Here is a 21,338-nt window from a genome sequence, read left to right as displayed (position 1 = left end):
CCATTTAGCGGTATGATTGCAGTTACTCAGGTTACCCAGCCCGATGATTTAAAAAAGGTCTTTGCCATTCGGGAGGCTGTTTTTGTTAATGAACAGCAGGTTGCGGCGGAAGACGAATACGATGAATACGAGAACAGCAGCCGTCACTTTATGGCCTGGTGCGAGGGAGAACCCTGCGGAACGGCCCGCTGGCGTTCCACTTCCAACGGCATTAAACTGGAGCGTTTCGCAGTTCTGCGTGCATTCAGGGGCAAAGGCGTAGGCCGGGCCCTGGTCAAAGCCGTACTGGACGATGTATTTAGCCTGCAACCGGAACCCATCGAAAAAATTTACCTGCACGCCCAAATTACGGCCATGCCCCTCTACGCGTCTTTTGGCTTCAAGGCCGTGGGCGAGCAATTCGACGAGTGTGGCATCCAGCACTATAAAATGGTATTACCTTCCTCGGCTTATCCCATCTAAACATGCATCGGTGGTCTGCTTATCCGTTTGTGCGGTATGTTACCGCTTTAAGTATAGGTATTATAGTATGCTTGTACAAAAAAGACAATTTCTCGCTTGCGTTGATTCTGACGGGCGTAAGTGGCGGCAGCTTCCTAGTGACTGCCTTGTTCCAGCGAAAGGGGAGCTTTGGGCGGCTGGTGAGCGGACTGAGTGGGTTGATTTTTCTGGCTGGATTAGGCTGGTTAGTGACCTATCGGCATACCGCTTCCAACGATCCAACCAATTTGACGCACAGCCAGCAACCGATTCGGGCCTACGAAGGGGTGGTCAATACGCAGGCTGAACAGCGGGAAAAAACCTTTCGGCTGGAAGTATCGGTGCGGCGGGTGCGTACCGACAGTTCCTGGCAGACCGCGAGCGGAACGGTATTGGTGTATCTGGATAAAAACGTCGCCCAGAAACCGCGCTACGGCGATGTCTGGCTGATTAGAGGAAGTCCCAAAGCGGTGGACCCGCCTCGAAATCCCGGTCAGTTTAATTACAAACGCTTTCTGGCGCATCGGCAGATTTATCACCAGCAGTACGTGCGGCCCGCCGACCGGCAGGTGATCGGCTACGCGCCCGCTTCTCGCCTGACTGCGCTGGCGTTTACGGTGAATGCCTGGGCGGACAGTGTATTTACGCACCATGTGGGAACAGGCCAGGAGTTTGCCATCGTGAAAGCCATGATTCTGGGCGTTCGTGATTCCATCGATCCAGAGTTGCAGCAGGCGTATTCCGCCGCCGGGGCCGTGCATGTTCTTTCGGTATCGGGTCTGCATGTGGGGGTACTTTTTGCTGCCCTGACGTTTCTGCTTGGGTTTCTGAAAAACCACGACAAAGGACGATACGTCTTTTTTGCCCTGATGCTTGGCCTGCTTTGGTTTTATGCGCTGATGACGGGTTTTTCGGCCCCCGTGCTGCGTTCGGCGTTTATGTTCAGCCTCATATTGCTGGGCCAGGTATTGAACCGAAAGCACACCATGATCAACACGCTGGCGGCATCGGCGTTTCTCATTTTGTTGATTGATCCATTCGCCATTACAACGGCGGGTTTTCAACTGTCTTACCTGGCGGTAGGTGGGCTAACCTTGTGGCAGCGGCCCCTGTACCAGTCGTTAAGATTTGAAAACTACTGGGTCGACTCGCTGTGGAAAATAACCTCCGTGGCTTTGGTAGCGCAGTTGGCCACGTTTCCGCTGAGCGTCTATTATTTTCACCAGTTTCCTACGTATTTCTGGCTGGCCAACCCGCTGGTGATTCCGCTTTCGTCGCTGGTTTTAATCCTGGCGATGGCTTTGCTGGCAGTTAGCTGGATTCCGCTTCTTTCCATGTTGCTCGGCATGGGGGTTTACGCGGCTATGTGGGCGCTAAACCAAAGCATTTTACTGACCGAAAAACTGCCTTATTCCGTTCTGAAGGGTCTGGTGCTGACGCCGCTGGAGCTTGCGTTGTTGTCGGCTTTGCTGCTGTCGCTTATCGTTCTGCTTACGGAGCGAAAGAAGGCGTGGTTATGGGGAGCTTTGGGCTGTGGTAGTTTCCTGATGGCATCGGTTAGCTGGACCCACCAGGCGCAGAACCGGCAGCGGCTGACCATCGTGCACGCCGTGCCCCGCAATACGGTGGTGGCGCAGGTGCGGGGACGGTCGGCAACAATTTTCTCCGAAAAGCCGTTGACCGTTGGGAGTAAAGAATTTTCGTTTAATCTTCAGGGAACGTACGATAGCTTGGGCGTTCCGGTGGAGGCCATTACATTTATCCGTTTATCTTTGCCGTCCCATTAATTCTGCTAGTTAAGTATGGCATCATTTGATATCGTCAGTAAAGTAGATCTGCAAACGTTAGACAATGCGGTAAACGTCGCCGTCAAAGAAATCGGGACCCGATACGATTTGCGCAGCAGCAAAACCACGGTTGAACTGGACAAAAAAGCGCCAAACATCCGGATTGAGACGGATAACGAAATGAATCTGAAATCGATCGAGGATATTTTATTGACCCGAATTGTGAAACAAGGGCTGGATGGTCGCTGTCTGGATTTTAGCGTGGACGCAACGCCTGCGGGCAGCCGGCTGCGTAAAGACCTGAAAGTACGGCAGGGATTGGACAAAGACCAGCAGCGTAAAGTACTGAAAATCATTAAAGACCAGTATCCTAAAGTAACGGCTCAGGCGATGGAGGACCAGGTTCGGGTCAGCAGTAAAAAAATCGATGAGCTGCAAGCGGTCATTGCGCTGTTGCGTCGTTCGGTAGAAGAAGTTCCGCTGCAATTTGTCAACATGAAAAGCTAAACTTTTTAGTGAAACGGTACGTTTTCCTTATATGGAAAAACTGGAAAAAATCCGTAAAGCCTATACAGAATACGTGCTGGAACACGGCACCCCTCCGCCGTCCGTATACCAGTTTGCAAAAAAACAGAAAATCACTGAAGGAGAGTTCTACGAACACTATCCGTCCTTCGAAGCCATTGAAGCCGACATTTGGCTGGCGGCTTTTACGCAAGCCCGGCAGACGGTAGAAGGAGACGACGTGTACCAGACGTATTCGGTACGGGAAAAACTACTCGCCTTTTATTACACCTGGATTGAAGTCCTCAAAGGACAGCGCAGCTTCTTTGTCTTTAGCTACGGACGAATCCGGGAAACGAGTGCCCAGCGGGGATCTCCGTTAGCGGGGCGGCTGGGGCAACGCTGGATGGCCTCGTCCGTCTGGAAACCATTCAAAGAAGCCTTCTACGACTTTTCCCGGGATTTGCTGGCCGAAGGGCGCGAAAGCAAAGAGGTAGAGCCGCGTCCTTTTCTGTCCAATCGGTACGCCGATGGACTTTGGACCCAGACGCTTCTTCTGCTCGATTTCTGGATCAACGACGTTAGCAAAGGCTTCGAGAAAACCGACACGGCCATCGAAAAATCCGTGAATACCGCTTTCGATCTTATTGGCCGTTCGCCGCTGGACTCGCTTTTTGACCTGGCCAAATTCATGTACCAAAACAGGTAAAAGAGCGAAAGAGTGAAAGTGATAAAGAGTGAATTGGCTTCGCTTTTCCCCCTATATCGCATTCAGTCTTTGTCCAAGAACAAAAGCGAAAAGGCGTGGACTAGCTTCGCTCTTTCACCCTTTATCGCTTTCACTCTTTATTTTATCCGCTATGAAGACGCAAAATCATATTCCGACGACGAAGGTTGCGCGGGCCAGTCAGTTTGTGAAAGCCGGGATAAAAGTCGGTGGAAACTACATAAAGCATTACAGCAAAAAGCTGGTTCAGCCCGATTTGCCGAGGGATGAATTGCATAAAGACAATGCCGCCGATATTTACGACGCCCTCAGTGAACTGAAGGGGAGCGCGTTAAAGATGGCGCAGATGTTGAGCATGGACCGGAACATTCTGCCGCGTGCCTACGTCGATAAATTTACCATGTCGCAGTACTCGGCTCCGCCGCTGTCGGGGCCCCTGGTGGTGAAAACCTTCAAAACGGCTTTCGGCAAGACGCCCCAGCAGCTTTTTGAGCAGTTCGAGATGAATTCGGTCAATGCGGCTTCCATCGGTCAGGTACACCAGGCCTGGAAGGAAGGCAGGAAGCTGGCCGTAAAGGTGCAGTATCCGGGCGTGGCCGATTCGGTGAGTTCGGACCTGCGGATTGCCAAACCACTGGCCATTTCGCTGCTGGGCCTCAACGAGCGGGACATTGACCGGTACATGGGCGAAGTGGAATCGAAATTGCTGGAGGAAACGGATTACGAACTGGAACTGCGCCGGTCGGTGCACATCTCGGAAGCCTGCGCCCATATCGAGGGGTTGGTTTTTCCGGTTTATTACCCCGAATTGTCCAGCAAACGAATCCTGACGATGGACTGGCTGGAAGGCTTGCATTTGCGGGATTTTCTGAAAACGAATCCCTCCCAGGAAGTGCGCGATCAGCTGGGGCAATTGCTGTGGGATTTCTACGATTTTCAGATTCACCACTTGCGGCAGGTGCACGCCGATCCGCATCCGGGAAATTTTCTGATGCGGGCCGATGGTACCCTGGGCGTAATTGACTTTGGCTGCGTTAAAGAGATTCCGGAGTTTTTTTACGACAATTATTTCCGGCTCATCAATAGCGATACACTTGAGGATGAGGCGCTGACGCGAGAAATTTTCCATAACCTGGAGTTTATCGTATCGGAAGATAGTCCCCGCGAGCAGGCATTCTTTACCGATCTGTTCAAGCAAATGACCGCCATGCTGGGCGAACCCTTCAACGCCGCCACTTTTGATTTTGGCGACGATGCTTATTTTGATCGGGTGTATGCGTTTGCCGACAGCCTGTCGAAGGTAGACGAGCTGAAAAACTCGAAAGTAGCGCGGGGTTCGCAACACGGGTTGTACATTAATCGTACCTATTTTGGGCTTTATTCCATGCTGAATGAATTGAAAGCCCGGATTGTGACGAAGCGCCCGGATTGGCTGAAACCAAAAAATCTTGAGCCTGAATTGCACTGATTCAAAGATTAAGGCTGACCTTTGACTTCTGGCCTGCTTTTAAAGGCAAGGCCAGAAGCAAACCGTCTGTAGATTGAATTAATGACCACCGAAACTACTCATGCCCGGCCCCGTTTTGATGATATTTTCATGGAACTGGCCGTAAACCTCTCACGGCGTTCGCACTGCATTAAAGCGCAGGTTGGAGCCGTATTGACCAAAGAAACCCGGATTATCTCGATTGGGTATAACGGACCTCCCGCAGGAACCCATAACTGCGACGAGGAATTTCCCGGTGTCGGTTGCCCCCGCGATTCGAAAGGAAGCTGCTCCCTGGCTTTGCACGCGGAGCAAAATGCGATCTTGTACGCGGCCAAGAACGGAGCCGACATAGAGGGGGCTACGATCTACGTAACGCTCTCGCCTTGTATCTCCTGCGCCCGGATTATTTACAGCATGAAAATTGCCAAAGTGATTTTTCTGCATTCTTACGCCCGTTACAAAGGAATTCCCCTGGATGAAGGCGTTGAATTCCTGCGGAAATTTGGCGTAGAAGTAGAGGCGTACCGTCCTTCGGAAGGTTTCGAAGCGACTTTTGTGCAGCCGGTCCGCCGCGCGGGCGACCCGCATCTGTAGGGAACGATTATGAATATTTTAGCACACGCTTTTTTATCGGGAGGGGATGAACATCTGCTGATTGGCAATTTCATCGCCGACTTTATCAAAGGCGACCCGGGCCACCCGCGCCATGGACTGTCCGTGGAGGTACAGCGGGGTGTTCGGCTGCACCGGCAGATTGATTCCTTCACGGATACGCACTCTCTTGTTGAAGAATTACGGATAATTGTCAGGCCGCGCTGCCGGAAGTATGCCGGGGCCGCCATTGATGTTTTCTTCGATTATTTTCTGGCCAATCGGTTTTCGCAGCTTGCGGATGAGCCACTGGAAGGGTTTGTCCAGAACTTCTACGGGGTAATTCGCCGGAGGCAGGAAAGCTTGCCGGTGGCCGCCCACCGCATGGCCGATTACATGATTCAGCAGGATTGGCTGACGGCCTACCGCACGCTGGAAGGCATTGACCGGTCGCTAAAGGGCATGTCGCGCCGCACGGCTTTCCCCTCTAACCTGGATACCGCCGTCGACGATTTGCGGCAGCATTACGCGGCATTTGAATCGGGTTTTGCGTTGTTCTTTCCGCAATTGAAGGCCGCGGTTCGGCAGTGGCTAGTAGACAATTAGTTAACAGTGCTAGATTTTTGGTAACAAACTGTGGGTTACCGTTTTAACGAAACTGAATATTTTCAAGCATACTTCTGGAATGACACCCGCTATTGACCAATTATTGAAAGACATTAAAAAGAAACAGTTTGCTGCGGTGTATTTGCTGCACGGCGATGAATCGTATTATATTGATAAAATAGCGGATGAGTTAGAAAAAGCGGTTGTGCCGGAAGCGGAAAAAGGGTTTAATCAATTGATCGCTTTTGGAAAAGATACCGATGTCGGGGCGGTGTTAAACATGGCCAGGCGGTACCCTTTTATGGGCGACCGACAACTGGTTTTGGTCAAGGAGGCGCAGGATATTGGTGGGTTTAAAGACAAAGCGTCGCAAAACCTGCTGGAAGATTACGTGTTGAAGCCCTTGCCGTCGACGGTACTGGTGCTGTGCCACAAAGGCGCTTTCGATGAGCGAAAGTCGTTGCCCAAGGCTTTTGCCCAGAAAGGCGTTTTGTTGCAGTCGAAGCGCCTCTACGACGATAAAGTGCCCAACTGGATTGGCGATTACTGTCGGCAGCAGAACGCCAAGGTAAGTCTGAAGGCCATCCAGATGCTGTTCGATTACATTGGGAATGACCTGAAACGACTGGCCGGAGAGATTGACAAAGTATTGATTAACTTGAAACCGGGGGAGGAGATCAGTGCCGAAACGGTGGAGCGGTTGGTCGGAATTAGCAAAGAATACAATGTTTTTGAGTTGCAGAAAGCGCTGACGCAACGCGATGTGGTCAAGTCCAACCGGATTGTCGATTATTTCAGCCGAAATCCCAAAGACAATCCGCTACCGCCAATGCTGATTTTATTGTACCAGTTTTTTGCGAAAGTGTTGATGGTGCAGGCTTCCCGGGACCAATCGGAGAAAGGATTGGCTTCCTTATTGGGCGTGAATCCCTACTTTGTCAAAGATTATATGCTGGCGGCACGGGCCTATCCGTTGTGGAAAGTGGCGGCCATCATTCACGCCATCCGGCAGGCCGATGGCCTGTGTAAGGGAATCAATGCGCCGACAATCAACGAAGGTGAAATTTTGAAAGAATTGGTTTTCAATGTCTTGCATTGACTAAAAAAAAGAAAAGCCACTCTTAAGAGTGGCTTTTTCGTTGTAGCGGGGACGGGAATCGAACCCGTGACCTCAGGGTTATGAATCCTGCGCTCTAACCATCTGAGCTACCCCGCCTTGATTTTGGTGATGCAAAAGTAGGAAAAAAATAGGTTCGTGCAACAAAAATTTTGATTTGGAACAGAATTTTGACCATTTCAAAATTCTGCTACCTTTGTTTTCTGACCGTTTCTCATCGGTGCAGCAATCAATTACGGCAAGACTATGGAAAAATTTAAATTCATTACCGAATACGAATTGAGGGCATCGCCTAAGGTATTGTTTCCTTATATCAGTACGGCTTCCGGCCTTTCGCAGTGGTTTGCGACGAAAGTGAATGTGATGCCCGATCACGTCTATGACTTCTACTGGGATGGCGAAAGTCACCCCGCCCGCCAGGTGTCGCTGCGGCAGAACAAAAGTGTTCGCTTTGAATTTTTAAACGGTACGGAGCGGTCAGACAATAATTACATCGATTTTCGGGTTGATGTAAGTGAGTTGACGCAATCTACCTTCCTGCGGGTAACCGACTACTCATCCAACGCTGATATTGACGAACTTAAATCGCTTTGGAACGGTTTAATGGATAAGCTAAAAGAGATCGTAGGTAGTTAAGAAACCGGGTGTGCTGAAGAAAATCGATAAACTGGTGCTCAAGTCCTTTTGGGGACCTTTTGTGCTGACCCTTTGTGTAGTTATTTTCATCTTCCTGATGCGGTTGATGATGTTTTACGTGGACGAGTTCGTCTCCAAAGACATCGATCTGCTCACGTTTGGCAAGGTTATTTTCTTTTTCAGCCTCAACACCGTTCCCATTGCGCTTCCCCTGGCGGTCTTGCTGTCATCGCTGATGACGTTTGGGAATCTGGGCGAGTTCTTCGAATTAACGGCCTTAAAAAGCGCCGGGATCTCCATGACCCGTATTCTGCGGCCCATGCTGGTTGTCGCCCTTGGAATTAGCGTTTTTTCCTTTTGGTTTAACAACAAAGTAGCGCCGTGGGCCAACCTGAAAGGATACAGCCTGCTGTGGGACATCAAATCGGCTAAAGCCACGCTGAACCTCAAAGAAGGCATTTTCTACAACGACTTACCGGGGTACAGCATCAAGGCCGACGAAAAATCCAAGGACGGAAATACGCTGAAACGCATGGTGATCTACAAGCACCAGGACAGTGGCATGGAAACGGGGAACCGGGAGATTATTCTGGCCGATTCCGGGCGCATGTTTACCACGGCGGACAAACAATACCTGATCTTCGAGTTGTTCAACGGCAATGACTACACCGAGTATTCGGACAACTCACGGTATACGAGCTCCAATCAGATGGCCCAGTTCATGCGCAACTCCTTTAAGCATTATAAACTGGTCATCAGCCTGGAGTCGTTTGGGCTAAAACGAACCGATGAGCAGCAGTTTCAGTACCACGAATACATGAAGAACCTCAACGAGCTGGCCATCCTGACCGACTCGCTCAATAAAGAGGTGAAAGCGTCGCAGGCCAGTGTGGCGGCCACCTCGAAACAATATTATACCTATCAGTTTAAGCCGGATTTAGCCATTGCCAACGTCAAGCCGGTAAAAGCCGGTAAATGGATTGACTCCTTGCTGGCACGGCCGGTAGCGGCGAGTGTGCAGCAGGAAATTCCGGGTTTGGCGCTTTCTCAGGCGAAAAATGTCCTTTCTTACGCCGAGTCAAACCAGGTTTATCTGCGGGAAAAGAAAAAAACGCTGTTTCGCTACGAACTGGAGAGTCACCACAAATTTACCCAGGCCATTTCCTGCTTTATTATGTTCTTAATCGGCGCGCCTTTGGGGGCCATTATTAAGAAGGGCGGCTTTGGGGTGCCGGTGCTGGTGTCTATTTTATTCTTCATTCTGCTTTATGTATTGACCCTGACGGGGGATAAATACGCTAAAGAAGGCCTCGTGTGGGTGCCCATTGGTGCCTGGGCGGCCAATGCCTGCTTGTTGCCGATAGGGCTTTACCTGCTTCAGAAGGCCCGCAATGATTCGCGCCTGTTTGATAAGGACGTATATACCATATGGTGGGAAAAGACCAAAAAACGATATTTTAAGAAAAATAAAAAATTACCTGAAAAAGCGGCCTCTGTTGAGGAATTAGCCTGAAAAAGTGCTATCTTTGCAGCTGTTTTTATTTTTTATATACTTTATTTAAGCTGTCTGACGATGTATTTATCGACCGAAAAAAAGCAAGAAATCTTTGCTAACCAGGGCTTCCAAAAGAATCCGGGTGACACTGGTTCGGCAGAATCTCAGATTGCTCTGTTTACGTACCGGATTAGTCACCTGACAGAGCACCTGAAAGCCCATAAGCACGATTATAGCACCCGCCTGGGCTTGCTGAAACTAGTAGGAAAGCGGAGACGCCTGCTGAACTACCTGCAACAAAAAGATATTAGCCGCTACCGGGCTATTATTGCAGACCTGAATCTGCGGAAATAAGGTAGCGAATCTGAAATCAGGGAATCTGCAAACAGGTTCCCTGATTTCGTGTATAGTGCCAGTAAATTAAAGCGGTTAAAGCGGTAGGGAGTATCTTATTTCATTATTTATGTCACAAATCATCACCCAAACCATTTCACTTCCAGACGGACGTACTATTTCAATTGAAACCGGCAAACTGGCTCGCCAGGCTGACGGGGCCGTTGTGGTTCGCCTGGGCGATACGATGTTATTAGCCACAGTCGTATCGAGCAAGGATGCCAAAGAAGGCATTGATTTTCTTCCGTTGTCGGTTGACTATCAGGAGAAATTTGCTTCGGCTGGCCGTATTCCAGGTAGCTTCCAGCGCCGGGAAGGCAAACTCTCCGACCATGAAGTTTTGATCAGTCGTCTGGTTGACCGGGCGTTGCGCCCGATTTTTCCGGAAGATTATCATGCCGATACCCAGGTTATGATTACGCTGATTTCTGCCGATAATGAGGTGTTGCCCGATGCGCTTGCCGCTCTGGCCGCTGCTGCTGCCCTGGCCGTATCGGATATTCCGTTCAACGGACCGATTTCCGAAGTGCGCGTAGCGAAAATCGACGGTGAATATAAAATTAACCCGCTGACCTCCGAGCTGGAAAATGCAAGCCTTGACCTGATTGTTGGGGCGACGGAACGCGACATCTGCATGGTGGAAGGCGAAATGAAGGAATGTGCGGAAGCCGAAGTGGTGGAAGCCCTGAAGATTGCCCACGAAGTCATCAAAAACCAGTGCGCCGCCCTGCGGGAACTGGGTGAGAAAGTAGGTAAGACAGAGAAGCGCCTTTACAGTCACGAAACCCACGACGAAAGCCTGCGTGAATTGGTTCGCCAGAAGTGCTACGACCAAGTTTACGAAGTCGCGCGTCAGGCCAATCCCAATAAAAAAGCCCGTCGCGATGGTTTCCGGGCGGTATTCGACGCGTTTTTACCAACCTTGGTGTTCGAAGGATCGGAATTCGATACGACGAAACTGGCGTTGGCGAAGCAATATTTCCACGATCTGGAATGGGAGGCATCCCGCCGGCTGGTACTGGACGAACGGTACCGCCTGGATGGTCGTAAACTAGATCAGATTCGTCAGATCACCTGCGATGTGGATTACCTGCCCTCGGCCCACGGATCTGCCGTGTTTACCCGGGGAGAAACCCAATCGCTGACAACGGTAACACTCGGTACCAAGATGGACGAGCAAATTGTCGATCAGGCGATGTACCAGGGTTATTCTAAATTCCTGCTGCATTATAATTTCCCGGCTTTTTCAACGGGTGAGGTAAAACCGAACCGGGGACCTGGTCGCCGTGAAATTGGTCACGGAAATCTGGCGCACCGGGCCTTGAAAAAAGTAATGCCGGTCGATGCTGAAAATCCGTACACGATTCGGGTCGTTTCGGATATTCTGGAATCGAACGGGTCGTCGTCTATGGCTACCGTTTGCGCAGGAACACTGGCGCTCATGGATGCAGGGGTAAAAATCAAGGCGCCGGTTGCCGGAATTGCCATGGGTTTGATTACCGATACCGAGAGCGGTTCAACTAAATACGCCGTTTTATCCGATATTCTGGGCGATGAAGATCACCTGGGCGATATGGACTTTAAGGTGACGGGTACCGAGGCGGGGATTACGGCCTGCCAGATGGATATGAAGGTGGAAGGCCTTTCCTATGAGGTCTTGGCCGAAGCCCTGGAGCAGGCCCGCGCCGGACGTCTGCACATTCTGGGTGAAATGAAAAAAGCCCTTGAAACAACCCGCGAAGATCTGAAACCGCACGCACCTCGTGCTGTCACGATTAAAATTGACCGCGAGTTTATTGGTGCGGTTATCGGGCCAGGCGGTAAAGTGGTTCAGGAGATTCAGAAAGAATCAGGAACGACGGTGGTTATTGAAGAGCGGGATAATGCCGGCTTTGTCAGCATTTTCGCTAACAATCAGACAGGTATGGATAAGGCGGTTGCCCGCGTGAAAGGCATCGTTTCCGTACCGGAAGTCGGAGAAGTATACGAAGGAAAAGTAAAAACGATTATGCCGTTCGGAGCCTTTGTCGAGTTCCTGCCGGGTAAAGATGGTTTATTGCATATTTCCGAGATCAAGTGGGAACGGCTTGAAACGATGGAAGGCGTCCTGGAAGTAGGGGAAGAGGTTCAGGTAAAACTGATCGATGTCGATAAAAAGACTGGAAAATACCGCTTATCCCGTAAAGTATTGCTTCCCAAGCCGGTGAACAAAAATCCGTCTTGAGTTGTTACGAGTTTGTGTACAGAATCAAGAAGTGATTTCGTTAACACGTAGTAAAGCGAACCGCCGAAGCGGCAGTATCCCTACATGAGACAGCTAAAAATATCAAAACAGATTACCAACCGCGAAAGCCAATCTCTTGACAAATACTTGCAAGAGATTGGCAAAGTGGATTTATTGACGCCGGATGAGGAGGTGCAGTTGGCACAGAAAATTCGCGAAGGAGACCAATTGTCTCTGGAGCGTTTAACCAAGGCTAACCTGCGTTTCGTCGTGTCGGTAGCCAAGCAATACCAGAACCAGGGTTTGTCATTGGGTGACTTGATTAACGAGGGAAACCTTGGATTGATTAAAGCAGCTCAGCGGTTTGACGAAACCCGGGGTTTTAAATTTATTTCGTACGCCGTTTGGTGGATTCGCCAATCCATTCTTCAGGCTTTGGCCGAGCAATCCCGGATTGTTCGCCTGCCGTTGAACCGGGTTGGTTCTTTGAATAAAATTTCAAAAACGTTCTCCGATCTAGAGCAGAAATTCGAACGCGAGCCTTCGCCGGAAGAATTAGCCGCCGTATTGGATATCACCGCTGCGGAAGTAGTGGATACCCTGAAAATCTCGGGTCGTCATGTATCCATGGATGCGCCGTTTGTGCAGGGGGAAGAAAATAGTCTACTGGACGTTCTGGAAAATGACGGCGAGGACAAACCCGACTCGGGGCTGATCAACGATTCACTTCGGAAAGAAGTGCAACGGGCCTTGTCGACCCTGACCCAGCGCGAAGCAGATGTGATTACTCTTTACTTTGGTTTGAACGGTGAACACGCCATGACCCTGGAGGAAATTGGCGAGAAGTTCAACCTGACCCGGGAACGGGTGCGGCAAATTAAAGAAAAAGCCATCCGTCGGTTGCGGCACACCTCCCGCTCGAAAGCGTTGAAAACTTATTTAGGTTAATTCGGTTAAATTTATAAGGTTTTCCAAACCGCAAAGTCGCTACGAGTGACGCCAAGCACGCAACATTGCGAACTTCGCGTTTTCTTCAGCGGTTTTGCGGTTTTTGTTTTGACTCCATGATACACCAACACGTTCTGAACCTGGTCGAACTTTGTGTACAAAAGGGAATTCGGCAAGCCGTTATTTCGCCGGGCTCGCGGAGTGCTCCCCTTACCTTAGCCGTGGCGCGACACCCCAACATGCAGACCCGCGTGGTGGCGGACGAACGCTCGGCGGGTTTTATCGCGCTGGGCCTGGCGCAACAGCTCCATCAACCAGTGCTGGTGATTTGCACCTCAGGAAGCGCGGTGTACAATTTAGCCCCGGCGGTGGCCGAAGCGTATTTTCAGGAAATCCCCCTGCTTATCGTAACCGCAGACCGACCCAAAGAATGGATTCACCAGTTGGATGGCCAAACGATCTACCAAACCGATATTTTCGGGAAGCACGTCAAAAAAAGCTTCGAGTTACCCGCCGATCATGTGCACCCGGACGCCACTTGGTTTTCGGAGCGGATTGGCAACGAAGCCATCAACCACTGCCGAACTATTCCCTACGGACCGGTTCACCTCAATGTTCCCCTTCGGGAGCCGCTTTACCCAACCAGCGACGAGCAGTTTAGCTTTGGTCCTGTTCGAGTAATCGATCAGTTGACGGCGGTCCCGGCTCTACCGACTGAAACCTGGCATCGCTTGCAGCAGGAGTGGGAGGGAGCAGGGCGTAAGTTGATTGCGATTGGCCAGGGGGCTTACCAGGAAGATCTTATTCAGATCGTTACCAAAATAAGTGAAGAGTGGTCGGTGCCCATCATCGCGGATGCCATTTCCAATGTGCCCCGTAACGGACGGGTGATCTCTCAGCAAGATGTTTTTTTGGGCGGGTTCACCGACGAAATGAAGCAGGAACTACAACCAGACTTGCTCATTACCTGCGGGCAATCCTTTTTGTCAAAATCCTTCAAACAATTTTTGCGTCAATATCCGGCCAAGCGTCATTGGCACATTCAGCTGTCGGACCGCCTGGCGGATCCTTTCCAATCGCTAACCACCTTAATTCCGTACGAACCAACTGCTTTTTTTGAGAAACTATTCGAAGATCTCGATTTTCAGCATTTTCGGGAGGGGGATGATGGGGAGATGGATGATACCTACCAACAAAACTGGCAGCAGGCGGAAGGAAAGTCGCTGCGCCTGGTTGCCCAGTTTCTCCGCGACGAATCTATTTTTCACGAATGGGCAGTAGTCCACCGTTTATTGGAATCCTTACCGGTTGATAGTCAACTGCATGTAGCCAACAGCATGCCGGTTCGGTACGTGAACCTTAGCGGTCTGGAAGCGCAGCAGCGCGTAGAGGTGTTTGCGAACCGGGGCACGAGTGGCATTGATGGCTGTTTGAGCACAGCAGTCGGGGCGGCGTTGGCCAATCCGAATAAGCTCATTACGGCCTTGATCGGGGACATGGCTTTTTTCTACGACCGAAATGCGCTCTGGAATGCCTATGTGCCGACCAATCTGCGCATTGTGCTGCTGAATAATCATGGGGGGAATATCTTCCGGATGATTGATGGTCCATCCCGGCAACCCGAACTGGAACTGTACTTCGAAACGCCCCAGCCGTTGACCGCCGAGAACACGGCCCGCGATGCGGGAATAGGCTACCAACGGATAAACTCCTACGCTGGTTTGCGCGATAGCCTGGCTACTTTTTTCGAGCCAGCGAAAGCGGGCAAACTACTGGAAATCGAAACCGATCGAAAACAGAATACAGAGCAGTTTCAGCATTACAAACAATTGGTAAAGCAAGTATTCAGTTAAAGACAAAGGCTACAAACAAAACTTGGCGCGAAGTTCCTGGGCTAAGGCATCGCCGGCTGTCTGGCCCAGAGCCCAGGTTTTGCAAGCTTGAGCCAGATTTCCTGACGCCTGGTAGGCTTGACCCAAATAGCCATAGACCTGTTCTACCGACGAATCCAGCTTTTCAGCCTGAAGCAAAGCCGCCAGCGCCTTGGCCGGTTGCTGTTGGTTCAGGTAATATATACCCAGGTTGCGGTGGGCCCACCCATTTTGTTCGTCCAGACGCAATGACTTCTGAATGAAAGTCAGGGCTTCGGTCGGCTGGTTCAACTGCAAGAGCAGATACCCTTTGTTATTTAGGTAATAAGGTTGCGTGGGTTGCAGGGCCAAAGCCTGGTCGAGAAGCGGTAGCGCTTGGGCATATTTTTTTTGCTGGGTGAGCACCAGACTAAGGTTATTCAAGGCAAAATCCTGTTTGGGATTAGCGGCAATAGCCTGTCTAAAATCCTGCTCGGCCAACTGATACTGCTTTTGCTGAAAATACAGCACGCCTCGATTAGTGAGTGCATCGGCGTTGGCGGGTTGTAACTGGAGGGCTTTTTCATAGGCCGCCTGGGCCGCCGATAAATTAGCTTGTTTAACCCGAAGATCACCCAAACGGACATGATAGAAAGCCGAGTCTTGGTAGATCGTTTTTAATTTTTCCAGGTCATTTTGGGCACCTGGTAAGTCGGCGAAATCCATTCTCACTTCCGCGCGGTTGAGATAGGCCTGCCACAATTCTGGATCTAATTCCAGGGCTTTGGAATAATCGGATAAGGCCCCGTCCCGGTCCAAAATTTTGTACTTTGCCAAGCCTCGGTTATTATAAGCATCGGCAAAATCCGGTTTCTTTTCGATGGCTTCGCTGTAGAATTTAATTGCTTCGCGAAACTCATTGGTCTTATAAATGTGGTTGGCTCGCTGAAAAAAGCGGGCTGCTTCGTCTTTGTTTCCATCGCCGCAGGCAATAATTAATGCCCAAAGCGGTAAAAGGATTGCAATGGCTTTTCTAACTTGCATTCAATTAGTGAAACGTAGTTTTACCAGAACTTGCTATGTTACCGATTACGAATAATTGTTCATCTAACACTGTTAACCGGCTCTTATGCGCTATATAAAGGACATTGCCAATCCCATTTTCCGCATTGGTTTGTACGTCTGGAACGGAAAATACATCCTAAAAATCGAGGCTGGTCTGTACGAACAGACGTATAAAATCAGCGAAATGGATGTTACCTCGGAAGAAGACGTCCTAAGCTTACTGGACGAACCCTTTCTCAAACGGGTGGCGGATCGCTTTCGGCAAATGCACGAAGATTTTACAGAAAGCATGATTCGCCACGACCTGGATTTCTGATAAAGGGTCTGCATAAGAGCCAAACGCATTTACTTCGCGACGGTATAAAGCCATTTAGCGTACAATGATTTTTGTTCAGCAGTTGGATTTTGGACAGAGAGCAGTTGGTAATTAACCAACGGGTTGTTGCTTAATTTCACCTTGATTGTTTGCCTTAATCCGGTTCGGTTTACAGCCACCTCAATGGTATCGCCCGGCTTAAAGGAGGCAATCTGGGCGTTGAGATCGTTGCCAACGGGTGAGCCATTGATGCTTAGAATCTCGTCGCCTACATTGAGTCCATCGTTCCAGGCGGGGGAGTCGCGCCGGACAGCCAGGATAATCTGCCGGTTGTCGGCCCGGCGGGTCGTCGGCGTAATGGCACCCAGATACGCATCATTTTTAGCGCCGCTCATGTTGGCTAGTTCTAAACCAACAGGCCTAAAAAAGTAATTGTAATCGATGGGGGCGGTGCTAAAAACGTATTTCTGGAAGAAGTCGGTCAATTTGCGCCCGGCAATTTTCTCGGCCGCCTGCTGAAATTCATTGTCGGTAAAACCTCGTTTCTGCTTTTTAAAATACTCATCGTACATAAACCGCATCAGGTCATCCAGATTTTTTTGCCCTTTGGTGCTGGCTAGGATTTCCAGGTTTAACAAACTACCTAAAACCGATCCTTTGTCGTAATAGGAGATGGTACTATTGACCGAATTCTCGTTGGGACGATAGCCTTTGATCCAGGCATCGAAGCTTGATTCTGCGACTGACTGAACCGCAATGCCCGGCTGGTTTTCGATGTCCGTGATCTCCCGCGCGACCATTTTAACGTAGGTATCTGGTTCAATAAAGTTTGCTTTACGAAGCAGGTAGTTTTGATAAAATGACGTAATTCCTTCAGATACCCAAAGTTGGGTCGTGTAATTTTCGTTCTCGTAATCGAACGGTCCTAATGCCTTGGGACGCAGGCGTTTTACGTTCCAGAGGTGAAAATATTCGTGCGCAACCAGGCTCAGAAAATTCCGGTAGGTTCCTTCTTTTTGGTACGCATCGCGCCGCACTTGCAGGGTCGTTGAGTTGAGGTGCTCAAGGCCACCGCCGCCCGTGGGTGTGTGGTGAACCAGGAACGTATAGTCCTGACAAGGATGTTCCCCAAATACGGCCGTTGCTGTTTCACAAACCTTTTTCATGTCCGCCGCGACCTTCTTTTCGTCGTAGGTAGTCTCGCCGTACATAGCCACCGTGTGCGGAACATTCGCGGCGGTAAAAGACAACGTCCGGTGGTTGCCGATCTCGATGGGACTATCCACCAAAATATCGTAGTCGCTGGCTTCGAAGGTGTTGGCCTGATTAGGTACCTTCTTCAAACCGGTCGCAATGTTTTTCCAATCCCGATACGGATTAATCGTCACCCGGTGGGGAATTGAGCGCAGTGGATCGACATAAAGAAAAATACTAGCTCCGTTTAAGTAACCGTGAGAGTTATCCAGAAAACTCGTACGCACCGAAAGCTCGTAAGCGTATACCTTATAGAGTATAGAAATAGCTTCCTGATTCGTGTAGATGCGCCAGGTATTCTTGCGAATTTTCTCCGACCGCACGGGTTGCCCGTTGGCCGTAGCCTGAAACCCTTCCACATTCTTGGCGTACTCGCGAATCAGGTAGGAGCCAGGGGTCCAGACCGGCATTTTTACATCGACGTATCCATTCTTTTTTACATTCGTGGCGGCATCAATGCCCGACAAACGCATCTCCACTTCGAAAAAGTGGGTTTGCGGCTGGGGCATGGAAAGTGTATAGTCGATGGAAGGGCCGGGAGGAAATGCGGTTCCAGCCCAGCCTAAAATTGGAACAACCCAAATCAAGCACAAAAAGAAGAGGGCTGAAGTTTTTTTCATACGGAAAAGCACGTACTTTCGTTTTTAACGTGTTCGAATGTGACTTTATTAAGCTACTAAAGTAGGCATGTTCAAACGGAATACCAAACATGGTTGGCGTCATTCGTAGCACACCGGTTTGTCATATATATCTTAACTCATTCACTGTCAAATCATACCTATGCAATCGTCTGTCGCCCGACTTACGGTTATTCTATCCTGTTGCACCTTACCGTTGACGGTATCGGCGCAACGGACATTGAGTTATACCGAGCCTGATTACCATTACCGGAACGGAATGGAGTGGTTTGAGAAAAATAATTATGCTGCGGCCCGGGAAGAATTTTCCGAATACCTCAACTCTAAGAAAAAACTTCTCAATACCAACGACCTCAACGCTGTTACGGCGGAATACTACGTGGCCTTATCGGGGCTGTATCTGGATATGCCGGAAGCGGAGGTTCAGGTCGACCGATTTGTGAAGAACCACAGCGAACATCCGAAAGCCGCCCAACTGTACGGCGATTTGGGGGAATATTACTTCAACCGGGGGGATGTTGACAAAGCCATTACGTTTCTGGAAAAGGCGGTTCAGCAAAACCAGACTTACACCAAGCAGGCGCAGAACACGTATCTGTTGGCGATGGCGTACTACGGAAAGCAAGATTTTCAGCGGGCTTTGCCTTTGCTGAACAAAATCAAGCAGGATCCCGGTTTAGAACAGGCGGCTTCGGCTTCTTACTATGCCGGTGTCATTCATTTTCGGAATGGAAATTACCAGGAAGCCCTTTCGGATTTTCGACGTGTTGAAAAAAACGAAGCGTACCAGAACGATGTTCCGAACTGGATTGCGCAGGCTTTGTACAAAACAGGCCGGTATGACGAGCTTCTCAACTACACGCAGCCTTTGCTAGCCCGGAATCGGGGAAATGCCGCACAATTAGCGGATGTAGCTTTGTTTACCGGCGAAGTCTTTTACAACAAAGGGGATTTTGCGAAAGCGGCCCAGTATTACAAACAATACAGCAATACAAAAGGAAAGGCGGTCGCGCCGGCCATCCAGTTCCGCTACGGTGATGCGTTGTTTAAAACCGGCGACTATGCGGGATCAATCAACGCGCTCAAGACTATTTCGGCGGGGAAAGATACGGTAGCCCAGTTTGCGTCCTATCGCCTGGGCGTTAGCTACCTGCAAAGCAATAATCCGAGCTATGCCCTCAACGCCTTTGATCAGTCAGCGCGCCTGGGCTTCAACAAGACCATTCAGGAAGAGTCGGCTTTCAATCACGCCAAGCTGCAACTGGATCTGAACAAAGGAGCAGAGGCGGTGAAGGAGTTTACGGAATTCCTGAAGCGGTATCCTAACAGTTCATACGAAAACGAGTCGAACGAATTATTGAGTGAAGCCTATTTAGCTTCTAACAATTATACGGCGGCGATTGCCTACATCGAAGGCCTGCGCCGACGGACGCCTAAAATCAACGCCTCCTACCAGCGGCTTACCTATAACCAGGCGGTGAGTGATTACAACGCGGAGCGGTATCCGCAGGCGATCGCCAATTTTGACAAATCCCTGCAGCAGCCATCGGATGCGTCCTTGAAAAACGATGCGGTCTTCTGGAAAGCGGAGGCGTTTTCGGCGCAGAAGAATTACGATGGCGCCATTCCTTTGTACAATCAGGTCGCCAAGTCCGGGAATACCGAGCTGCAAAACAAAAGCCTGTATGCCCTGGGATATGCCTATTATAATAAAAAGGACTATAGCCGGGCGGGTAGCTACTTCCGGGATTACATCAGCAAAGCGGCGCGCACGGCCGATCCGCAAACCATTGAGGATGCAACGGTGCGGGTAGCTGATAGCTATTTTGCGTCCAAGAATTACAACGAAGCCATGCGTTATTACGACCAGGCCATTGCGCAGGGTCGGATTGACAAAGATTACGCAACCTACCAGAAAGGCATGATTCTGGCTTTCATGGAGCGGGATACCGAAGCCAAAGCCTTGTTTGACCAGGTGGTCACGCGGTATCCTACGTCCCGTTACGTGGATGATGCATTGTACCAGTCGGCCAATGTGGACTTTGAAAAAGGATCCTACCAGACGGCCATTCGTGGGTTTAGCCGCCTGATTACTGAAAAGCCCAAGAGCTATCTTTTGCCGGAGGTTCTGCTGAAGCGGGCCACCGCCTACAGCAACCTGCAAACCTACGAGCAGGCGGTGCAGGACTACAAACGGATTCTGGCGCAGTACGGCGGCAGCCCGGAAGCATCCAGTGCCCTGATTGGCTTACAAAATGCCCTTAGCGACGCCGGACGTTCGGAAGAGTTTAGTGCGGTATTGCGGGATTACAAACGGCAGAATCCGGGAAGTACGGATGTACAGAAGGTTGAGTTTGAGAATGCTAAGAATCTATATTTCAGCGAGAAATACACTGAAGCGGCTCAGTCACTTTTGCAATTTATCGATGATAATCCAAGTAGTCCGTTGGTGTATGAAGCGCGGTATTATCTCGCCGATGCCTATTTCCGGGCGGGTGATAAAGCCAATGCATTGCGTTATTTTTATCAGGTTATTACCGACAATAAATCGGAATTTCTGGGACGTGCTGCGTCACGGGCGGCCGAGATTGAGCGGAGCGAAAAGAACTTTCCGCGCGCCATTCGGAACTACCAGGTTATGCTAACCCAGGCGACCAATAAGAGTGACCAGATCAATGCAACGCTGGGTCTAATGGATACCTACTACGCCATGGGTCGTCAGGACAGCACCCAAATCTACGCCCGGGAAGTCATGGGGATGGGCAATGCCCTGCCTGGGGCGCAGAACCGGGCGCAGTTAATGCTGGGCAAAGTGGCTTATGCCAAAGGAGACTTTCCGAAAGCAACCGAAGAGTTTGAAAAGACCATTCGGTTGGCAAAAGATGAGTCGGGCGCCGAAGCCAATTACTGGATTGGGGATATTCAATACCGGAATAAAAAATACAAAGAGTCGATTCAGACGCTGCTCAAGTTCAACGAGGATTTTGCGGAGCAGGAATTCTGGAAGGGAAGGGCGTTTATTCTGGTCGCGGAAAATAACGTGGCGCTGAATGAAATTGCCCAGGCTAAAGCCGTGCTGAACTCTATCATTGAAAATGCAAGCAGTCCCGAAGTGGTCGCGGAGGCGAAAGAGAAACTAGCGGCCATCGAAAGTAAAAATTAATTCACTGTTTTTGTACTGGAAATTAAGCCGCAGCCGCCCTTTGGGCTGGTTGCGG

At 50.1% G+C, this 21,338-nt stretch carries 18 protein-coding genes and 1 tRNA gene; 16 read left to right on the top strand and 3 right to left on the bottom strand.

Going from position 1 to position 21,338, the window contains the following annotated elements; all coding sequences use genetic code 11:
• Positions 1–12: 12 nt before the first annotated feature.
• From L0Y31_RS14910 to holA, 8 genes are all read left to right on the top strand, one after another.
• The gene (locus L0Y31_RS14910) at positions 13–462 is read left to right on the top strand and encodes a GNAT family N-acetyltransferase (protein ID WP_234733872.1); all 450 of its coding nucleotides are present in this window, start codon (positions 13–15) and stop codon (positions 460–462) included.
• A gap of 2 nt (positions 463–464) precedes the next feature.
• Positions 465–2,267 (top strand): ComEC/Rec2 family competence protein, encoded by a 1,803-nt coding sequence (locus L0Y31_RS14905; RefSeq protein WP_234733871.1) that lies wholly within the window; start codon positions 465–467, stop codon positions 2,265–2,267.
• A gap of 15 nt (positions 2,268–2,282) precedes the next feature.
• Positions 2,283–2,774: a YajQ family cyclic di-GMP-binding protein gene (locus L0Y31_RS14900; protein ID WP_234733870.1), complete on the top strand. Its 492-nt coding sequence runs from the start codon at positions 2,283–2,285 to the stop codon at positions 2,772–2,774.
• 31 nt (positions 2,775–2,805) lie between these two features.
• Positions 2,806–3,480 (top strand): TetR/AcrR family transcriptional regulator, encoded by a 675-nt coding sequence (locus L0Y31_RS14895; RefSeq protein WP_234733869.1) that lies wholly within the window; start codon positions 2,806–2,808, stop codon positions 3,478–3,480.
• 151 nt (positions 3,481–3,631) lie between these two features.
• On the top strand, positions 3,632–4,966 hold the full coding sequence (locus tag L0Y31_RS14890) for an ABC1 kinase family protein (protein WP_234733868.1): 1,335 nt from the start codon (positions 3,632–3,634) through the stop codon (positions 4,964–4,966).
• Between the two features lie 81 nt (positions 4,967–5,047).
• Entirely contained in the window at positions 5,048–5,581 is a 534-nt protein-coding gene (locus L0Y31_RS14885; RefSeq protein WP_234733867.1) for a deoxycytidylate deaminase, read from the top strand.
• Positions 5,582–5,590: 9 nt separating this feature from the next.
• Entirely contained in the window at positions 5,591–6,184 is a 594-nt protein-coding gene (locus tag L0Y31_RS14880; RefSeq protein WP_234733866.1) for an acyl carrier protein phosphodiesterase, read from the top strand.
• Between the two features lie 79 nt (positions 6,185–6,263).
• Positions 6,264–7,283 (top strand): DNA polymerase III subunit delta, encoded by a 1,020-nt coding sequence (holA, locus tag L0Y31_RS14875; protein ID WP_234733865.1) that lies wholly within the window; start codon positions 6,264–6,266, stop codon positions 7,281–7,283.
• 43 nt (positions 7,284–7,326) lie between these two features.
• On the opposite strand, the gene L0Y31_RS14870 is transcribed toward holA, so the two are convergent.
• A tRNA-Met gene (locus L0Y31_RS14870) sits at positions 7,327–7,400 on the bottom strand.
• 147 nt (positions 7,401–7,547) lie between these two features.
• On the opposite strand from L0Y31_RS14870, the gene L0Y31_RS14865 reads away from it, so the two are divergent.
• The 6 genes from L0Y31_RS14865 to menD all read left to right on the top strand — a co-directional run bounded on the left by L0Y31_RS14865 (position 7,548) and on the right by menD (position 14,850).
• On the top strand, positions 7,548–7,937 hold the full coding sequence (locus L0Y31_RS14865) for an START-like domain-containing protein (protein WP_234733864.1): 390 nt from the start codon (positions 7,548–7,550) through the stop codon (positions 7,935–7,937).
• Positions 7,938–7,950: 13 nt separating this feature from the next.
• Complete coding sequence (locus L0Y31_RS14860; protein WP_234737181.1) at positions 7,951–9,450, top strand: LptF/LptG family permease; 1,500 nt, start codon at positions 7,951–7,953, stop codon at positions 9,448–9,450.
• 60 nt (positions 9,451–9,510) lie between these two features.
• Positions 9,511–9,786 (top strand): 30S ribosomal protein S15, encoded by a 276-nt coding sequence (gene rpsO, locus L0Y31_RS14855; protein ID WP_234733863.1) that lies wholly within the window; start codon positions 9,511–9,513, stop codon positions 9,784–9,786.
• A gap of 109 nt (positions 9,787–9,895) precedes the next feature.
• Positions 9,896–12,049, top strand: a complete 2,154-nt coding sequence (gene pnp / locus L0Y31_RS14850) for a polyribonucleotide nucleotidyltransferase (RefSeq protein WP_234733862.1) — start codon at positions 9,896–9,898, stop codon at positions 12,047–12,049.
• 84 nt (positions 12,050–12,133) lie between these two features.
• Positions 12,134–12,997, top strand: coding sequence for a sigma-70 family RNA polymerase sigma factor (locus tag L0Y31_RS14845; protein WP_234733861.1), 864 nt, complete (start codon positions 12,134–12,136; stop codon positions 12,995–12,997).
• A 116-nt stretch (positions 12,998–13,113) separates the two neighbouring features.
• Complete coding sequence (menD, locus tag L0Y31_RS14840) at positions 13,114–14,850, top strand: 2-succinyl-5-enolpyruvyl-6-hydroxy-3-cyclohexene-1-carboxylic-acid synthase (protein WP_234733860.1); 1,737 nt, start codon at positions 13,114–13,116, stop codon at positions 14,848–14,850.
• Positions 14,851–14,859: 9 nt separating this feature from the next.
• Here menD and L0Y31_RS14835 read toward each other — a convergent pair whose 3' ends face one another.
• The gene (locus L0Y31_RS14835) at positions 14,860–15,891 is read right to left on the bottom strand and encodes a tetratricopeptide repeat protein (protein WP_234733859.1); all 1,032 of its coding nucleotides are present in this window, start codon (positions 15,889–15,891) and stop codon (positions 14,860–14,862) included.
• 85 nt (positions 15,892–15,976) lie between these two features.
• Here L0Y31_RS14835 and L0Y31_RS14830 point away from each other — a divergent pair, with 85 nt between their 5' ends.
• A complete protein-coding gene (locus L0Y31_RS14830) occupies positions 15,977–16,228 on the top strand; it encodes a hypothetical protein (protein WP_234733858.1) in 252 nt (83 codons plus the stop codon).
• A gap of 29 nt (positions 16,229–16,257) precedes the next feature.
• Here the strand turns inward: L0Y31_RS14830 and L0Y31_RS14825 are convergent, their stop codons facing one another.
• A complete protein-coding gene (locus tag L0Y31_RS14825) occupies positions 16,258–18,102 on the bottom strand; it encodes a M61 family metallopeptidase (protein WP_234733857.1) in 1,845 nt (614 codons plus the stop codon).
• A gap of 160 nt (positions 18,103–18,262) precedes the next feature.
• Here L0Y31_RS14825 and L0Y31_RS14820 point away from each other — a divergent pair, with 160 nt between their 5' ends.
• Entirely contained in the window at positions 18,263–21,283 is a 3,021-nt protein-coding gene (locus tag L0Y31_RS14820) for a tetratricopeptide repeat protein (protein ID WP_234733856.1), read from the top strand.
• Positions 21,284–21,338: the final 55 nt, after the last annotated feature.

Origin of the sequence: Tellurirhabdus bombi (assembly GCF_021484805.1) — a bacterium.
In the GTDB taxonomy this organism is placed as follows: Bacteria; Bacteroidota; Bacteroidia; order Cytophagales; family Spirosomataceae; genus Tellurirhabdus; species Tellurirhabdus bombi.
This window is presented reverse-complemented; position numbering and strand designations above follow the sequence as displayed.